Source organism: Haladaptatus paucihalophilus DX253 (assembly GCF_000376445.1).
GTDB lineage: Archaea > Halobacteriota > Halobacteria > Halobacteriales > Haladaptataceae > Haladaptatus > Haladaptatus paucihalophilus.
Map to the genome: position 1 here is coordinate 1,132,027 of NZ_AQXI01000001.1, position 17,040 is coordinate 1,149,066.

18 protein-coding genes are annotated in these 17,040 nt (G+C 64.0%); 8 read left to right on the top strand and 10 right to left on the bottom strand.

All coding sequences use genetic code 11. The annotated features are described in order from the left end of the window. Window positions 1–31: 31 nt before the first annotated feature. Window positions 32–1,723 (bottom strand): Na+/H+ antiporter, encoded by a 1,692-nt coding sequence (locus B208_RS0106380; RefSeq protein ID WP_007977832.1) that lies wholly within the window; start codon window positions 1,721–1,723, stop codon window positions 32–34. Between the two features lie 176 nt (window positions 1,724–1,899). Continuing rightward, entirely contained in the window at window positions 1,900–3,480 is a 1,581-nt protein-coding gene (locus tag B208_RS0106385; protein WP_007977833.1) for a S8 family peptidase, read from the bottom strand. A gap of 214 nt (window positions 3,481–3,694) precedes the next feature. Between B208_RS0106385 and B208_RS0106390 the strand changes: the two genes are divergently transcribed. The 6 genes from B208_RS0106390 (at window position 3,695) to B208_RS0106415 (ending at window position 11,003) form a co-directional block, all read left to right on the top strand. Further along, the gene (locus B208_RS0106390; protein WP_007977834.1) at window positions 3,695–4,177 is read left to right on the top strand and encodes an NYN domain-containing protein; all 483 of its coding nucleotides are present in this window, start codon (window positions 3,695–3,697) and stop codon (window positions 4,175–4,177) included. Window positions 4,178–4,235: 58 nt separating this feature from the next. Then, entirely contained in the window at window positions 4,236–5,084 is an 849-nt protein-coding gene (locus tag B208_RS0106395; RefSeq protein WP_007977836.1) for a TatD family hydrolase, read from the top strand. Between the two features lie 207 nt (window positions 5,085–5,291). After that, window positions 5,292–5,873 carry a DUF2150 family protein gene (locus B208_RS0106400; RefSeq protein WP_007977838.1) on the top strand — a complete coding sequence of 194 codons (582 nt, stop codon included), beginning with the start codon at window positions 5,292–5,294 and terminating at the stop codon, window positions 5,871–5,873. Window positions 5,874–5,917: 44 nt separating this feature from the next. After that, window positions 5,918–8,407 (top strand): Ig-like domain-containing protein, encoded by a 2,490-nt coding sequence (locus tag B208_RS0106405; protein ID WP_007977840.1) that lies wholly within the window; start codon window positions 5,918–5,920, stop codon window positions 8,405–8,407. A gap of 71 nt (window positions 8,408–8,478) precedes the next feature. Continuing rightward, entirely contained in the window at window positions 8,479–9,816 is a 1,338-nt protein-coding gene (gene hmgB / locus B208_RS0106410) for a hydroxymethylglutaryl-CoA synthase (RefSeq protein WP_007977842.1), read from the top strand. A 224-nt stretch (window positions 9,817–10,040) separates the two neighbouring features. Further along, window positions 10,041–11,003 carry a DUF7351 domain-containing protein gene (locus B208_RS0106415; RefSeq protein WP_007977843.1) on the top strand — a complete coding sequence of 321 codons (963 nt, stop codon included), beginning with the start codon at window positions 10,041–10,043 and terminating at the stop codon, window positions 11,001–11,003. A gap of 37 nt (window positions 11,004–11,040) precedes the next feature. Here B208_RS0106415 and B208_RS0106420 read toward each other — a convergent pair whose 3' ends face one another. The 4 genes from B208_RS0106420 to B208_RS0106435 all read right to left on the bottom strand — a co-directional run bounded on the left by B208_RS0106420 (window position 11,041) and on the right by B208_RS0106435 (window position 13,571). Next, entirely contained in the window at window positions 11,041–11,790 is a 750-nt protein-coding gene (locus tag B208_RS0106420; RefSeq protein WP_007977846.1) for an archaeal proteasome endopeptidase complex subunit alpha, read from the bottom strand. Continuing rightward, window positions 11,787–12,404: an Ntn hydrolase family protein gene (locus tag B208_RS0106425; RefSeq protein ID WP_007977848.1), complete on the bottom strand. Its 618-nt coding sequence runs from the start codon at window positions 12,402–12,404 to the stop codon at window positions 11,787–11,789. Before B208_RS0106425 ends, B208_RS0106420 begins: the two co-directional genes overlap by 4 nt. Before the next feature lie 48 nt (window positions 12,405–12,452). Next, on the bottom strand, window positions 12,453–12,722 hold the full coding sequence (locus B208_RS0106430) for a hypothetical protein (protein WP_007977850.1): 270 nt from the start codon (window positions 12,720–12,722) through the stop codon (window positions 12,453–12,455). Between the two features lie 141 nt (window positions 12,723–12,863). Further along, complete coding sequence (locus B208_RS0106435; protein ID WP_007977852.1) at window positions 12,864–13,571, bottom strand: helix-turn-helix domain-containing protein; 708 nt, start codon at window positions 13,569–13,571, stop codon at window positions 12,864–12,866. Between the two features lie 279 nt (window positions 13,572–13,850). On the opposite strand from B208_RS0106435, the gene B208_RS0106440 reads away from it, so the two are divergent. Continuing rightward, on the top strand, window positions 13,851–14,462 hold the full coding sequence (locus tag B208_RS0106440) for a metal-dependent hydrolase (RefSeq protein WP_026177758.1): 612 nt from the start codon (window positions 13,851–13,853) through the stop codon (window positions 14,460–14,462). Between the two features lie 24 nt (window positions 14,463–14,486). Beyond that, complete coding sequence (locus tag B208_RS0106445; protein WP_007977855.1) at window positions 14,487–14,972, top strand: GNAT family N-acetyltransferase; 486 nt, start codon at window positions 14,487–14,489, stop codon at window positions 14,970–14,972. Window positions 14,973–14,991: 19 nt separating this feature from the next. Here the strand turns inward: B208_RS0106445 and B208_RS0106450 are convergent, their stop codons facing one another. From B208_RS0106450 to B208_RS0106465, 4 genes are all read right to left on the bottom strand, one after another. Beyond that, window positions 14,992–15,546 carry a GNAT family N-acetyltransferase gene (locus tag B208_RS0106450; protein WP_007977856.1) on the bottom strand — a complete coding sequence of 185 codons (555 nt, stop codon included), beginning with the start codon at window positions 15,544–15,546 and terminating at the stop codon, window positions 14,992–14,994. Between the two features lie 64 nt (window positions 15,547–15,610). Then, window positions 15,611–15,838: a DUF7385 family protein gene (locus B208_RS0106455; RefSeq protein WP_007977857.1), complete on the bottom strand. Its 228-nt coding sequence runs from the start codon at window positions 15,836–15,838 to the stop codon at window positions 15,611–15,613. After that, the gene (locus B208_RS0106460; RefSeq protein ID WP_007977858.1) at window positions 15,835–16,464 is read right to left on the bottom strand and encodes a GNAT family N-acetyltransferase; all 630 of its coding nucleotides are present in this window, start codon (window positions 16,462–16,464) and stop codon (window positions 15,835–15,837) included. Before B208_RS0106460 ends, B208_RS0106455 begins: the two co-directional genes overlap by 4 nt. Next, a complete protein-coding gene (locus B208_RS0106465; RefSeq protein ID WP_007977859.1) occupies window positions 16,431–17,036 on the bottom strand; it encodes a GNAT family N-acetyltransferase in 606 nt (201 codons plus the stop codon). Before B208_RS0106465 ends, B208_RS0106460 begins: the two co-directional genes overlap by 34 nt. Window positions 17,037–17,040 lie beyond the last annotated feature (4 nt).

Genomic DNA, 17,040 nt, shown 5'->3' on the forward strand with positions numbered 1-17,040 from the left:
TTCGGCGTTCAGCTCGATCTTACCCGTCGCGCTAGTCGTCGCTGGGGGAGAAATCGAGGCCGTACTCGGCGACGCGGGCGCGCCAGAACTCCTCGTAGGCCTCGTTCTCGGGGTCGTCGCGAACGGTGCTCCGACCGGTGTCAACGCGGTCGAGTTTGAGGTCCACCTCTTCGAGGAGTCGTTCGCCGATGTCGTCGCTGATGACGCCGGAGTGGGTGGCGTCCATGATGGCGCTCTTTTCCTGTTTGAGGACGCGGCGTTCGCCGACGAGGAGTTCCTCGCGTCGGAGTTCGGGGTTCTCCCGAAGCAGGCGGGAGATGGCCGTGTTCAGGTCTTCCTTTTCGTGTCTGTACTCGCCGCGGAAGTCCTCGTACACGTCCGTGGGGAGGTCGCCGCGGTCGTGGAGGCGTTCGGCGGCGTCGAGCGCTGAATCGACGGCGCGAGCGCGCCCGAGGAGGAGTTCGTACAGTTCCTCGGTTTCGGTTCGCGTGACGATATCGAGGCGGTCGAGGAGGTTGCTCATCGTCAGCCCTTGGACGACGAGGCTGAACGCCGCGACGCCGAACACCATCGACCGGAGTTCCGAGATGTTCGGGAAGTCGCCCGGAAGTCCGAGCACCAGCGCGATCGGAATGGAGGCGTGCAGACCGCCCCAGACCATCACGTGCTGGTAGGAGAACGGGATGTCGCGCCGACTGAACCGGTTGACAGCGGCGGTGAACGGGTAGACTGTGAGCGCGCGGACGAAGATGGCGAGGACGATGGCGATGGCGATGAGTTGCCAGTTGTCCACCATCTGGTGGATAGGCGTCTTCGCACCGATGAGGACGAAGATGAGCGTGTTGACGAGGAACGCGGCGGTGTCCCACGTGTTGAACACCGAAATCTTCGTCTGGGGGCTCATTGCGTACTCCGCGCCGCGGTTGCCGATGAGCAGTCCCGCGGTGACGGTTGCGATGACGCCGCTGACGTGGAAGTAGTGTTCCGCGAGGAGGAAACTGCCGTAGGCGAGGATGAGCGTGAGGACGATTTCGGTCATGTGCTCGTCCAGATTGACCATGACGCGGTAGATGAGGTACCCCGCGGCGAGGCCGACGAGGAGCCCACCGAGACTGGCGACGACGATTTCGAGTCCCGTCTCGGCGATGACCTCCGGCGAGATGAGTTCCGAGAGGTCCGTGTTCGGGGGCGTCTGGCTGATCAACGCGAACAGCGCGGAGAAGACGACGACGCCCACGCCGTCGTTGAGGAGGCTTTCGCCCTCGACCAACACCGACAGTCGTTCGGGCGCGCCGAGTTCTTCGAAGAGCGCGAGCACCGATACGGGGTCGGTCGGGAGGATCATCGCGGCGAACAGCGTGGCGAGCAGGAGCGGATAGCCGAACGCGTAGTGGCCTAGCACGCCGAGAACCAGAATCGAGACGATGAGTCCGGGGACGGCGAGAACGAGCACCGGGACGAGATTTTCACGAAAGCTGTCGAGGTCGGTCGTCGCCGCGCCTTCGAACAGAAGCGGCGGCAAGAGTACGAGGAGAATGAGGTCGTGTGTCAGCGTGATGTCGATGTTGATACCGAGTATCGAAACGGCGAGTCCGGCGAGGAGGAGGGCGATGGTGTACGGAAACCGTCCGACCTTGGCGACGAAGATACCCACGCTCGCTGCGATGATGAAGACTTCGAGGAGATTGATGAGTCCGGCGGTGATTCCAGTCGGCGCGACCATGGGCGAGAATTTGTCGTAGCGAGGGATAAACCGCGTGGTGTAATCGCGGGGAGAAGTTACATAGGGCTTCGTTCGCACCGGTGGTGAGCGTCGTCACTCGGGGATGATCGTCGATGAACGCCGTCACTCGCGGTCCGAGGTGCACACGAGAGAAGGGGACCAATTGAAAGTGGGAATTACTGGTATTCCGTGATGGTCACGGTGTAGCTACCCGACCCGCTGTAGGAGTCGACGTCGATTTGGAGATCCGTCGACGTGTCGGGGCTGTCGATGGTGACCGTTTCCTGACTGTTCGTGGTGGTGGACGAGTAGTCGTAGCTGCTCGGGCTCGCGGCGCTCGTCGTCCCCGTGTTGAGGTAGAGGTCGAAGTCGGCGCTGCTCGGTCCGTCGAGTTCCACGACGATTTGGCTCGGGCTGCTGTACTCCCACGACCACGTGTAGTCGTCGTAGTCGGAGTAATCCGAGAGCGACCCGCTGACCGAATCGGTCGTGGAGTCGCTGCCGCCGCCACCACCACCGCCACCGCCGCTACCGGGCTGGGTAGTGACGGCGTTGTAGGCATCGACGCGGCCGCTGCCCTGTTCGTCCGAGGACAGGCCCATATCGACGGCCGTGTTCTTGAGGTGGCTTCGGAGTTCCGAGTTGGTGAGGTCCCACTGCGAGAGCGTCAGTCCGGCGACACCGGAGACGACGGGCGTCGCCATCGAGGTACCGGAGAGCTTCTCGTAGGAACCGCGCGTCTCGGTGGTCGTCGAGAGGATGTCCACACCGGGCGCGCAGAGTTCGACCTTGCTGCCGTACTGCGAGAAGGAGGCGAGGTTGCCGTTCGAGTCGATGGCCGAGACGGCGAGACACTCGCTGTAGCCCGCCGGGTACGAGACGCTGCCGGAGCCGTCGTTACCCGCCGCACAGGCGATAAAGACGCCGTTGTTGGACGCGTAGGTGACCGCGTTCTTCATCGTGCTCGTGTAGCCACCGCCACCGAGGGACATGTTGATGACGTCGGCACCCTGGTCCGCGGCCCAGCGGATGGCGTCCGCGATATCGGACGTGGAACCGCTGCCGCCCTCGTCGAGGGCGCGGCCGTTGATGAGCGAGGAGTTACCCTGCCCGGCGACGCCGGTACCGTTGTCGATGACACCGGCCGCGATGCCGGAAACGTGGGTCGCGTGGTACTCGTCCTGCGGCACGTCCGGGTACGGGTCGCTGTCACTGTCGGCGAAGTCCTTGCCCGGGTTGGATTTGTAGTTCGCCGCCAGGTCGGGGTGGTCGTACTGTGCGCCGGTGTCGATGACGGCGATGGTGACGTCCGAACTGCCGAGCGTCGTGTCCCACGCGGAGTCGGAGTTGACCATCTGCGGCGCGTACTGCTGGCCGAACTTGGGGTCGTCCGGCGTGAGAAGCGCTTCGTGCGTCGAGTTCTCCTCTGCGTATTTGATTCCTTCGCGCTGCTCGATAGCGTCGATGAAACTCTGTCGCGCGGAGTCGGGCATCGCGCTCGGAAGCTCGACCGCAACGTAGCGAAGGTGTTCGTTCTTGTGGACGACGTTGACGTCCATCGGTGCGTTCTGCATGACGGCCTGCTCGATGTCACCGTGACCCGCCGAAACACCGACCAAGATTTCGTCTTCTTTCGGTCCCGGATTACGACCCGGCGTCGCCGCCGTAACGCCACTCAGGGCCGCTGCAGCACCGACCGCACCAGTTGCTTTGAGGAATGTTCGTCTGTCAAACCGCGATGTGTTGTCGTCTGCCATACGGCAGGTTAACGAAGTTCGCACACATATTTAAATTTTATTCATTTAGAATGCTGAAATCTGCATCCCCAAAGTAATAAATGAATACAAAATTCTTGAGAACTAATAAATAGTAACGATTCATACAACATAGGAATACCGACAAAACCACGGAAACGGAGTGGACGACGAACGAATCGCCACCGCTATGTCCCGCTATCGTTTAGCTCGGAGCATGAGCGGCGGCTTGCGGTCTCTCCACGAGGAAGACGACGACGCACACGACCGAACCGTGGCCCTTTTCGTCGACGGTCCGAACGTGCTCCGGGACGACTTCGATGTCGATTTGGACGACGTACGGACCGCCGGACGGCAGCTTGGCCAACTCGCGACGACTCGTCTCTATCTAGACGAGCACGCGACACCGGGACTGATTCAGGCGGCGGAAGCGCGCGGATTCGAAGTCGTCATCACGAGCGGCGACGTCGACGTGAAACTCGCCATCGACGCGACCGAACTCGCGCTCGACGAGCGCGTTGACGTCCTCGCCATCGCGTCCAGAGACACAGATTTCAAACCCGTTCTCGAAAAGGCGGCGCGAAACGGCGTTCGCACGGTCGCCATCGCGCCCGGCGAGTACGGACGGTCCGACGCCCTCCAGAACGCGGCCCACGAGGCGTTCGTCATCGAAGACGAGGAAGCGAACGCGACCGAATGACGAACCGAGCGCGGCGGCGAACCACGGGCGTTTTTTCCGTGGAACCCAAGGAGGACGTATGAACGACCTCGGGACGCCGGTACTCGACGACCACCTTCATCTGGACCCCGACCACGGACGCGGCCTCGAAGCGGTCAAAGACTTCGCGCGGAGCGGCGGCACGCACCTGCTCGTCGTCAACAAACCGTCGTGGCTGCTCGGCGTCGAAGCCGAATCGGGCGACGATTTCCGAACCGTCTTCGACACGACGGTCGACGTCGTGGAGCGCGCGAACGACATCCTCCGCGGGCGTGCGTGGCCCGTCCTCGGCGTTCATCCGGGATTGGTCTCGAAGCTCGTGGACGACCGGGATTTCTCGCCCGCGGGTGCGCGCGACCTGATGCAGGCCGGACTCGAAGTCGCGGCCGAATACGTCGCGGACGGGAAGGCAGTCGCCCTGAAATCGGGGCGGCCGCACTACGACGTGACCGACGAGGTGTGGTCGGCCTCGAACGCCGTCCTCCGCCGCGCGCTGGAACTGGGTGCAGAAACGGGTTGTGCCGTTCAACTGCACACCGAGGCGACGGACGACCTGACGGAGGTGGGTGAGTGGGCGGAATCGGTCGGATTGCCGTCGGAACACGTCGTCAAACACTACGCGGGCGGCGAACTGGCGGGCGTAACGCCGAGCGTGATGAGCGACAAGGACCGCCTCGAACGTGCCGTCGAGCGCGGTGAACCGTTCCTGATGGAGACGGACTTCATCGACGACCCCGACCGCCCCGGCGCTGTGATGGGACCCAAGACGGTGCCGCGTCGCGTCTCGTGGATGCAAGAGCAGGGATACGACGAGGCGATACGAACCGCGCACGTCTCGACGCCGGAACTCGTGTACGGGCTGGACACCGAAGCGACGCTCTCGGACTGAGACTCCCTCCGAACGTCTCTTTCACCGATATTTGTGTCGAACGGATAGAAATTGGCGCTTCGTCCCGTTCCGGCCGAGCGATGGGGTATGAAGGCCACTACCGGCCGCACCGCCACGTTCATATCAGCTTTTCGGCCGTTTCAAACCCCCACACCCTCCTCAGGCCGCCTCGGAGGATTTATGAATCGTGCTACGCACGGAAGAGGTATGAGCGCTCCTCCAGAGGAGTTCTACTCCGAAGAACGCTGGCAGAACTGGCTGGACAGAATCAGGGACGAGGACATCGATCCCGAAAACGAGGATTCCGCGCGCCTCCTGCTCAACCTGCAGGACGACGTGGCTATCGCCGTCGCCAAAATCGTCACCGCGTACGACGACGAGGACATCGACGAGGAGACGGCCCTCTCGGAACTCACGGACATCCGCGAGACCGTCCTCGGTGAGGTCGATTTCGAGGACGAAGAGAAAGCGATGCTCATCGACGGCGTCCAGACGAGTCTCCTCTGCGTGTTTTACGCCGCGGAGGAGTACGTCGCGCACGGACCCGCCGAGGAGGCACCTGTGGAGGAGTACATCCGCGAAGCCGAAAAAGCCGAATCGGCCGAAGATTTGGACTCGGCGCTCGGTCTCGTCGCGGCGGGTGGAACGCGCATTTTCGCCGGTGACGAACTCGACATATCGGTGATGGAAGAGATGGAGTACGGACTCGTTACGGAGTGGGCAAACGGCCTGGACAGCATTCAGAGCGCGATGAGCGACCCGGAACTCGTCGAGGAAGACGACGAGTAATCGAGTAACAGGTTTTTTATCCTTTTCCCGTATCTGTCCCATCCATGACGTTCCGGTCTGACGACCGTGGCGTGACGGTACAGGTCGGAACGATTCTCCTGTTCGCCACGCTCGTCGTCGCCATGTCGCTGTATCAGGCGACTGCCATCCCGAGCCAAAATCAGACGGTCGAATTCCGACATAACGAGCGGGTGCAGGGCCAGATGCAGGACGTGCGCAACGCCATCGTTCGAACGGGTGCGACCGGAACGGGACAGCCGACATCGGTAACGCTCGGGACGCAGTACCCCGGACACGTTCTCTTCGTCAATCCGCCACCGGCGTCGGGGTCGCTTCGAACCGCGAAACTGGGGTCCACCACCATCGAACACCTCAGCGCCACCGATTCGGAGACGCGCGATTACTTCGACGGCGGCGGCCACTCGTTTTCGACGCGAGCGCTCGTCTACGCGCCGAACTACGACCAGTACGCCAACGCGCCCGACACGGTGTACGAGAACACCGTCGTCTACAACCGGGGTCGCGACGGAAACGCGACGCTGACCGACCAGCAACTCGTCCACGGCACGCGGATAACGCTCGTCACGGTCAACGGAAGCCTCTCTCGCACCCAGTCCGGCACGGTGAGTCTCGACCCGCACGCGCTCAGTCCATCGACCACGATGACGCGGACGATTTCGGTGCAGTCGGACGGTAACGACCCGGTGATACGGATTCCGACGACGCTCGGCGTGGCGAAATGGACGCGGTTGCTCGCGGACCAGCGATACGTACAGAGCGTCGGGTCGGGGGCGGACGGGACGGTCGCGGTGACGCTCAAGGGGCGAGAGAACGGCACGAACGTCACCTACGACCTTCGGATGGCCGCGGTCGGCGTCGGGTCGAACACGACGGAAACGAACGCGACCTACATCACCAACGTCAGTCCGAAAACGGAGACGGTCAACGGAACGACGACGCTCGTCGCGGAGGTGCGCGACCGGTACAACAACCCCGTGAGTGGGGTCACGGTAACGTCGAGCGACGGGGGGCGTACCGAGACGACGAACGAACAGGGTCGGGTGCGCTTCGAGTACGAGGCGAGCGAACCCGGAACGGAAACGGTGACGCTCTCCATCGACGACAACGGCGCGGAGCGCGAGCGGGTTTCGTTCCGTATCGAGACGGCGAGCGGCGGCACCGGAAGCGGTGGCGGCGGCACCTACGACGTAGAGTGGGTCGATGCGGCCGGATTGGATTGCACGCACGACGCGAACGGCTATCCGACGGTGTGTACGCTGGACCGAAGCGCGACTTCGACGCACACCCTGACGGCGAACGTCACCTACGGCGGCGAACCCGTGACGGACACGACCGTGGATTTCGGCCTGAACCGAACGGGCGTCGTCAGCACGTCTTCGAAGGAAGCGACGACGGGCGACCACGGGGAGGTCCAAGTGTCCATCGACGACAGTTCCACGGGGGACGTGAAACTCCTCGCCGCGAGCGGCGGGGACGCGGATTCGGTCGTCGTTCACGTCGTCCAGTCCGGAGCGATGCCGGAAATCGTCTACAACGGGGACGCGGCGGCGACGAGGGGCTACCGGAACAGCGGGCCGAAATCGGGCGTCGTCTTCAGCGTCACGAACGAACGTCCGGAGGGCGCGACGCTCACGGACGTTCACGTCGAGCCGCACGATAGCACCATCGACGCGCTGAGCGACCCGTCGTACGGGACGGGAATCTACGAGAGCGAACTGTACGTCAGCGCACAGCGGGACGGCGCGAGCGACATCGGAAACGGCGTGTCGCTCCCGACGACCATCGACATCGACAGCGACGGGCAGAATCTGGGCCCGCCGTTCCGGCAGAACCCGATAATCGGCGGAAACAACGGAACCGCGACGTTCTATCTCTACCAGTTCGAGCGCAACGGCACCCCGGTCGAGATGGCGAACGAACCGGTGGACGTCACGCTGACGTTCGAGAACCACGACCCCGTATCGTTCACGTTGGATGCGAACGACGGTGGAAACGGCGGTGGTGGCGGGGAGCAAACGACGGCGTACCCGGATGCATTCAACGACGGGGACGGAGCGCTGGAATACGGAGAGGACCCCTCGATACCGCCATCGAATCCCGAGGGTGGTCTCGAAGGGTTTGGCAACCTGGATGTCGATTCGAACGATAACCAAGTCGCCGCACTCCGCGAATACTACCGACATCCGGACGGTTTCGAGATGAGCATCGGCGTTTCGGTCTCGGGTATCGAATCGCGGAATCACCACACGCTCGTTCTCGGCGATTACCGGACGAGTGGAGGAGGGAGCCACGAGGTTTCCGTGACACCCGTGAACGAGAACGGTGACCCCCTCGGCGGAAGCTATACGCTGTCCGAGTCGAGCACGACGACACGGAGAATCGACCTCCCGCAAGCGGTCGTCGAGTACGTAAACGACAACGGGACGCTCTATCTGGTCTTCGAAGACCGCAACAGCAATCAGGACGAGCGGCTCCGGATCGACTACCTCTCGGTCGAATCTTCCGACGACTGACTCGGTTTCGACGCCTGTCGATAGTTCTATCGACAAACCCTTATACCATGTTATGCAAGATTGATGCAAGAATGACAGCCGTCGGTATCGACGCCATCGAAATTTGGACGGGCAAGCTGAAACTCGACCTCCCCGAGACGTTCGCACCGGTCAAGGACGAAGACCCGGAGAAGTACACGAAAGGGCTCGGACTGTACGCCAGTTCGTTCCCCGACTCCTACGAGGACATCGTGACGATGGGCGCGAACGCGGCCCATCGACTGATGGAGCGCAAGGGGTTGACGCCGGACGACATCGGCCGCATCGACGTGGCGACCGAGAGCGCGTTCGACAACTCCAAGCCCGTTTCGACGTACATCGCGGGCTGCCTCGAACAGGTGTACGACGGTGACTTCCACCACGCGAACAAGGGCGAGCGCAAGTTCGCCTGCATCGCCGGAACCCAGAGTCTGGACGACGCCTACAACTGGATCAAGGCGGGTCGCAACCGCGGGCGCTCGGCGCTCGTCATCGCAACCGACACCGCGCTGTACGCCCGCGGCGACCCCGGCGAGGCGACGCAGGGTGCGGGTGCCGTGGCGATGCTCATCAGCGAGGATCCGTCCATCGTCGAACTCTCGACCGAACAGGGCTACGGGTCGGCCGACGAGACCGACTTCCTCAAGCCCAACCAGCAGTTCCCCAGCGTGGACGGCAAGCGCTCCATGCAGGTCTACCTCGCTCGCATGCGCGAGGCGCTGGAGGACTTCGAGCGCGCCGGTGGGGAGACCCACCCCGGCGATTACGTCTTCGGCCCGTACCACACGCCGTTCCCCGGAATGGTCCGCAAGGCGGGGCTGTTCGCCTTCCGTCACACCATCCGTGACACGGACATCGAGGAGGAACTCGCCGCCGAAATCGGCCGCCAGCCCCGCGAGGACGACTACGACGACCGCGAGGCGTTCGAGGAGGCCATCCGCGGGTACATGGACGACCTCAAGGCGACCGATCAGTATCAGGAGTGGTACGCGAACACCATCGACCCGACGCTCCGCATCTCGCGCGAGGTCGGCAACTGGTACACCGGCTCGGTTCACATCGCCCGCGCCTCGGCGCTCCAGTACGCCGCCGAAAACGACATGGAGATGACGGGCAAGAAACTTCTCGTCGGCTCCTACGGCAGCGGCGCACAGGCCGAAATCCACGCCGAAACCGTCCAAGAGGGCTGGGAAGAGGAACTCGACCAGCTCTCCATCGACGAGCAGATTCGAAACCGTCACGACCTCACCTACGAGGAGTACGAGCAGGTCCACGACCGCCACAACCACGACAAGCGCGTCGAACTCGAAGACTTCACGGAACCCGAAAACGAGTTCGTCTTCGTCGGCCGCGGAGACATGGACGAGCGAACGTACGAATACGTCGAATAAGACGACGACGCGCCGGTACGTCGAATAAGACGACGACGCACCGGTACGTCGAATAAGACGACGACGCACCGGTACGTCGAATAACCCGACGACACGCGGTTTTGTCCCGTTCTATTTTCCGACGACCTTCCGCCAACAAACGATTTAACCGCGTCGCACCCGTCCGTGCGACTACACGACACGCGCCCGACGGTGAACCACAAGCCGACGCGACCACCATCGAAATGACCGAAACAGAGCCGACACACGCGGCGGACGAACTGCCCGAGACCATCGGAACCGAATCCGAGGACGACGTGGACCCGACGGACGCGTTCGCGGTCCTCGGAAACGAAGTCCGGATGGCCGCGCTCCGCGCCCTGCTGGACGCCGAGGCGGAGGGAGAGGAGACGCTCGCCTTTTCGGAGCTGTTTGAGGCGACGTCCGCGGACAACACGGCGGGCTTTTCCTACCATCTCCGGCAACTGACCGAGCATTTCGTCCGGAAGACGGACGGTGGCTACACCCTCACCTACGCCGGGCGGGAAATCGCGCGGGCGATTCGCGCCGGGACGTACACGGACAGCGTGGATTTCGACCCCATCGCGGTGGACGACCCGTGTCCCTTCTGCGGGGAGGAGCGACTGGCGGCCCACGGCGAGGACAACTACGTCGTCGTCGAGTGCCGGGCGTGCGAGCGGCCGACGCTCACGCTCCCGTTCCCACCCGGCGGGCATCGGGCACACGACCCCGAGGGGCTTCTCCCGGCGTTCGACCGCCACCACCGACACCGCCTCTCGCTGATGGCCGACGGCGTGTGCCCCGAGTGCAGCGCACCGGCGAATGCCCACGTCGGATACCACGACGCCGACGGGGACGGTGACGAACCCGCGGACCGAGCGGAAGGCGTCCGCCGCCCGCAAGCCCGATTCGACTGCGAGCGCTGTGGCTGTCGGCTCCGCTCGCCCGTGACGCTCGCGGTGCTGGAACACCCGGCGGTCATCGCGTTCTACCACCGGCACGGCATCGACGTGCGCGAGCGCCCCGTCTGGAACGTCGGCGACGAGTGGCGGGAACGCGTCGTCTCGGAGGACCCGTGGTGCGTGCGCGTTTCGACGGAGGTCGGCAGCGACGCGCTCGCGCTGTTCGTCGCGGAAAATCTGGAGGTCGTGACGGTGCGGGAATCGACGGGGCAACAGGCCTCGTAACCGCGTCACGACGGTTCTACGACATCTACTGGCGATTCTACGACGCCTGCTCGTCTAGCAGGTCGAGCGAATCGAGTGTATCCCGCCGAGCGTCGGCGTCGAGCGCCCGGTACGTGGGTGCGACGGTCGCAACGGAAATCTCCTCGGGCGCGAGCGGACCGTCCTCGGCATCCGCGAGCGCCGACAGGGCGAGTTCGATTCCGGACTGCACCGAGCTTTGAGGGTCGTAGTTCGCTTCGAGGTACTCCCGAACCGTGTCGTCGTTCGCGCCGATAGCGGTTGCCCGCCACTCGTGGGGCGTGCCGGACGGGTCAGTTTCGAAGAGCCGCGGTTTCGGGTCCTCGTCGGCGGTGGTGGGTTCGACGCCCCCCACCAACAGCGCCGCGCCGAACGGACGCGCGCCGCCCTGCTGGGTGAACTCCTGCACGTGGTCGGTGACGGCCTTGGTGAATGGTTCGACGCCGATGGGTTCGCCGTAGCGCAGGCGGTCGGTCTGGGCGCGGCGGCGGCCGAAGTCCACGAGTCGGCGGGCGTCGGCGACGTGCCCCGCGCTGACGACGCCGAGGTGGTCGTCTATCTTGTGGAGTTTCTCGATGCCGTCGGCTTCGAGGAGGGGCGAGCGAACGTGTTTTCTCGCGGCCAGAACGACGCCATCGCGGGTGCGGACGCCGACGCTGACACTCCCGCGACGCACCGCTTCGCGGGCGTACTCGACCTGATACAGGCGGCCGTCGGGAGAGAAAATGTTCGTCCCCCGGTCGTAGGCCTGCTGTTGTCCTCCGTTCATGCCGCCACCTCCGAGAACGCGTCGTAGCCACGGATTTCGACGCCATCCGCGGAGACGGTTGCGACGGTCAGGCCGTTGCCGCTGGCCGTGTCGCGTTCGATGGCGCTCTCGATGGCGTTGGCCGCGACGCGACGGGCGACGTCCGTCGGAAGGTTCGGTTCGAATTCGCGTTCGAGGACGCCGTAAGCGAGTTGCATCCCGCTGCCGCTGGCGTGATAGTCGGCTTCCATGACGCCGCCCGCCGTGTCGAGGTCGTAGACGTGCGGGCCGGTTCTATCGACGCCGCCGAGGGTCGGCTGGGCACCCCGGTACGGTCCCTCGCGCAGGAGGGTCCCGGCGAGCGTCGAGAGCGCGGCCATGTCGATGGGTTCGCCCCGGCGCGTCTCGTAGAGGGAAGCTTCGGCGCGGAGCGTGCGGATGTATGACTGCAGGTCGCCGACGCCACCGGCCATCGTCAGCGCGGCGGTCGGGTGAACCCCCTGCACCTTTTGGACGGCCTTGTTCGTGACGAAGCGACCGCCGAGGCTGGCCCGGCGGTCCGCGGCGAGAAGCACTTCGTCGTCGGTCGTCAGCGCGACCGTCGTCGTTCCGGTCTTCACTATCGTATCGGACATGGAGAAAGGAAGGGGGTGACGACGGAAAAGTGTTAGCTAAAATAGATTTTAGCTCGTGTCGGCCAGTTCCCATTCGAGCATCTCGTTGACGTCGCCGGACAGCGGCCCTTCGACGAGCGTCCGGAACGCCCCCCGTCCCGCGAGCGTTCGGAGGTGGCCGACGAACTCGCGCCACTCGGCGGCGCAGTCGGCGTGGAGGTACCAGCGATTGACGGTCGGACGGTGCTCGGGGGGACGACGGTCGGGCGGCGCGATTCTGACGCAATCGGTCGGATGGTCGATGTTTTCGGCACACCACGGACATATCGACTGGTGCACATCGCTCCCACCCCGTGATTCCTCTGCGCTCATTACCACATATGGACACATCTGTAATGGTTCAACTCTGGCCTTCACCACGCCATCCTTTATGATGTCACGGACGCGTCACAGTCAGATTGAAGAACTGAATCCCGACTGTCACGGCGCGAGTTCGCGCATGGCGTCCAGCATGGTTTCCTTCTCGCAGTCCGTGACGGCGAGCGAAAAGCCGTCCAGTTGGGCCATCTTCGGCGCGTAGTCCCAGAGTTCGTCACGGTCGATGCCGTGGAGGACGACCGCGTTCGGCGTCGGGGTGACGACGCGCATGGCGACCAGCGGCGATTCCCCGCGCGTGACGTTCGTGAAGACGAGCGCGCGGTTCGTGCTCTGGCCGTAGAGGCGATAGAACTCCTCGCTGGAGAGGCGGGTGATGGCCTCGATGCTGTCGATGACGGTGTGTCCGGTGATGCCCGCCGAGGTTCCCTGTGCGAGTTCCGTCGCGTCGATTGCGTCGTAGAACTCGGGGAGCGGGACGCTCGTCGGATACTCGCGCAAGTCGTTGACGATGGTGCTGTCGAACCCGGCCGAAAGGACGCGGGCGTACTGGCGGATGCGGTCGCCGCCGCGCTGTTCGTCGATATCGAGGAGCGCCGTGACGGTCCGGCGGACCACGCCGATGCCCGGATTCTCGCGGCGACCGCTCTCGTAGTCGGAGATGACCGACGAGGACACGTCGAGGTAGTCGGCGAGTGCGGTCTGGGACACGTCGAAGTCGGTGCGCCACTTGCGGAGCGTCGCTCCGGGGTCGTCGCTCAGCGTGATTTCACCCGCGATTTGCTCGGCGAGCGTCCGGCGCGCATCTGTCATGTCTTCGCATGTGGGAGAGGTCCCGAAAAGCGTATCGAAACCGGCCTTCGACGGGCGTCGAAATACAGGTCACGAACCGTTAGGCGTCGTGGACCGCATCAGTCGCCACGAACCCCGTCGTCAATGAGGGAATACCGTTCTAAGCGAGCCCTCATCGGACACAACTCCGAACCTGTCACGCCGCGTTTGTTTGCTAACGATTGCCATCCGAAAGTACGCCCGGCCTACGACGACGGTTCCCACCAAACTACTTTCTTGGACGCTGTTGTCCATCGTTCGATGCCATCGACGGTGGTACACGTTGCGGTGGGGGCCTTACTCGCCACGTCACTGCTCGCCGAACAGTTCGACACGCGGGCGGCGGTCATCGTGCTCGCCGCCGCCGCGTTTCCCGACCTCGACACGCTGGTGGGGTTCTGGGTTCAGGGGGGACACCGCGCGGTGTTTCACAACCTACTCATACCGACGGTCATCGGAATCGTCCTGCTCGCCGACTTGCTGGGGAAGAACCGAATCGGACGACGATGGGGGGCCTACGGCGTCCGCGTCGCGTGGGTGAGTCTCTTCGCCTTCGTCGTCGCTGGAATCGGTCTCGACCTCGTTAAGAACGGCGTGAACGTGTTCTATCCGATTCACGACCAGTTCTACAGCGTCTCCGGGAAACTCAGCGTCTCGAACAAACACGGAATCGTCCAGACGTTCCTCGAACCGCACGCCCGAGGGACGACGCACACGACCCACTACGATACCGGGTTCGACCTCGCGCAGGGACCCGACCCGCGGAACGAAGAGCGCGTGTTCCCCATCGTGCGAAGCGGGCGACAACTGCTCCTCGGCGCGATGAGTTTCGGAATCTTCGGCTTTCGGGTCTGGGAATCGCGCAAAGAGTAAGGCACCCTCGCACCGACAGGGGGTATGGAGATTCGACCCTACGAGACGAGCGACGCCGACGAGTTCTGGGAGCTAAAGCGCGCCTTCGAGCTCGGACTCGGCGCGGGGACCGGCGGCGACGACAAGGCCGAGGTGTACGAGGGGAAACTGACCGAGGAGTACCGCGAGCGGTACCTCGACTGGGTGGAGCGATGTGTCGGCGACGACGAGCGGTGCGTTACCGTCGCCGACGCGGGCGACGGACTGGCGGGCTACGTCTTCGTCCTCCCCGAGGAACTGGCGTTCATCTGGGACGCCGCCGTCCTCAACGAGATTTACGTCCGCCCGGCCCACCGCGGGACGGGCGTCGCCGACGAGTTGATGGACGCCGCCGTCTCGCTCGCGGCCGACCAGACCCTCCCGCTCGACCGACTCGTCCTCGACGTGGACCGCGAAAACGACCGCGCCGGGGCGTTCTACGAGCGCCACGGCTTCGAGCACTGGGGGGAAATGGTCGCCAAAAAGCTGTAGGCGACCGTCAGCTACCCCCTCACACCGTTCGCTCGCACCAGTCCTCACGAAGCAGCCCGTACTGCACCATATCGCGGTGCGCGCCGTCGACGAACATGTACTTTCGACGGCGACCTTCCTTCCTGAATCCGAGGGATTCGAGCAGACCGCGGGAGGCGTCGTTGAAGTCGTACGCCTCCGCACCCACCGCGGGAGCGTCGTACGTTCGAAAGGCGTAGTCGATGACGAGCGAGACGGCTTCCGTGCCGTACCCCTCTCCGTGAACCGACGGGACCAACCAGTAGCCGAGTTCGGGGCGTTTGTAGTCGGCGTCCGTCACGTTCACCTGTCCGATTCGCGTCACCTCGCATTCGTCTGGACCGCCCGAACCGGCATCGGCCCCGTCGAGACAGACGAGAAACCGGTCCGCGTCGTCCTCTCGAAGCTCCGCGACTCGCCGCCGATTCAGAACGGGATTCCCCATCGGGTGGCGAATCTCTCGGTTCGCTAACGCGCGTTGAACGAACGGAATATCCTCCTCCTCGACAGTCCTGAGCGTGACCCGCTCGCCGCTCCGAACGCGTGCTCCCGGCATGGCGTTGGCTTCGGCGAAACGGAACCTATAGCTTGTGAACGCCGGGCCGGTGAGAAATCGGCCGTCAGTCGTGCGTGAACACCATCGTTCGCCCCGCTTCCCGGACGACGCAGAACCGCATCGAACCGGTCGGTTGAAAGCTGTGAGCGGGTTTTTCCGTGATGAACACCTCGGCGAACGGGTCGTCGCACGCCGGACAGGCGACGTCGCCGCGGTTTTCGAACAGGGAACTGTGTCCGGCGTCCGTCTTCAGCTTCAGGCGGTGGCGAACCGCGTGCACGTCGAACGTCACGCGTTCGTCGCCTCCCGATACTGCTCCCGCGTGATGGTGTAGCGATGCATGTCGGCTATTTCGTCGTCCATCGGAACCCAATTCCGAAGCAGGCAATCGTGTCGGCCGCCGTGCGCTTCGACGTACTTCTCGATGGCCCGACGGGAGTTCTCGTTCCCGACGTTGTGGCCGACCGTGGCGAGTTCGAGGTCGAGGCGGTCGAAGGTCACTTTCAGCAGCGCCGCCGCCCGTTCGCCGGAGTAGCCCCGTCCCCAGAAGCGCTTTCCGAGGAGGAGACCGAAACGGGCGGTCCGGCGCTCCCACTCGGGGAACAGAAACGTCGTTCCGGCTAGTTCGTCCGCATGCGGTTCCCCGTCATCCGGGCGAATCGCGTACGCGGCGGACGTTCCGTCCGACCATCGTTCGTCGGCGTTCGTTATCAGCTCCCGCGGCTCGTTCACCGTCCGATAGGGGGACTGAGGAACGTGTTCGAACACCTCGCTCACACCCGGTCCGGAGAACAGGTCGTAGAGTTCGTGCGGCGTGACGTTCTCACGGCACATCCGTTCCAGCACCAACCGCTCCGTCTCGATGCGCTCGGGAAAGAGCTCGGTCACGACGTCTCCTCCGCGCGACTCGCTTCCCACTGTTCGCGCGTCACGGTGAATCGGTGGGAGTCGCGCACGTCGTCGCCGTCCGGCCGCCGGTTCCGGAGAATGCCGTCGTACTGGCCGCCGTGCGCTTCGACGTACTTCTCGATGGCGCGGCGGGACTTCTCGTTGCCCGCGAGGTGTTCGATTGCGACGAGTTCCAGGTCGAGGCGGTCGAACGCCAGTTCCATGAGCACACCGGCGCGTTCGCCGGAGTAGCCGCGACCCCAGAACGGCTTTCGGAGCCACAAACCGAGCGCGCCGGTGCGGCGGTCCCAATCGATGTTCAACCCGGTCGTCCCGGCGATTTCGCCCGCGCCGTCTTCTCCGTCTTTGGGCCTGATGACGTACTCCGCGCCGGTCGCCTCGTTTCTGTTTTTCTCCGCCCAGTCGATGAACTCAGCCGTCTGCTTCGGTGTCGCGTGCGGGTCCCACGACAGGTGTTCCGTTATCTCGTCGATGTGCGGCGCGTCGTGGGCCGTGTGCTGATACAGTTCGAACACGTCCACGTTCTCGTGGGTGATGGCTTCCAGCACGAGACGGTCCGTCTCGATTCGCTCCGGGAACATAGTT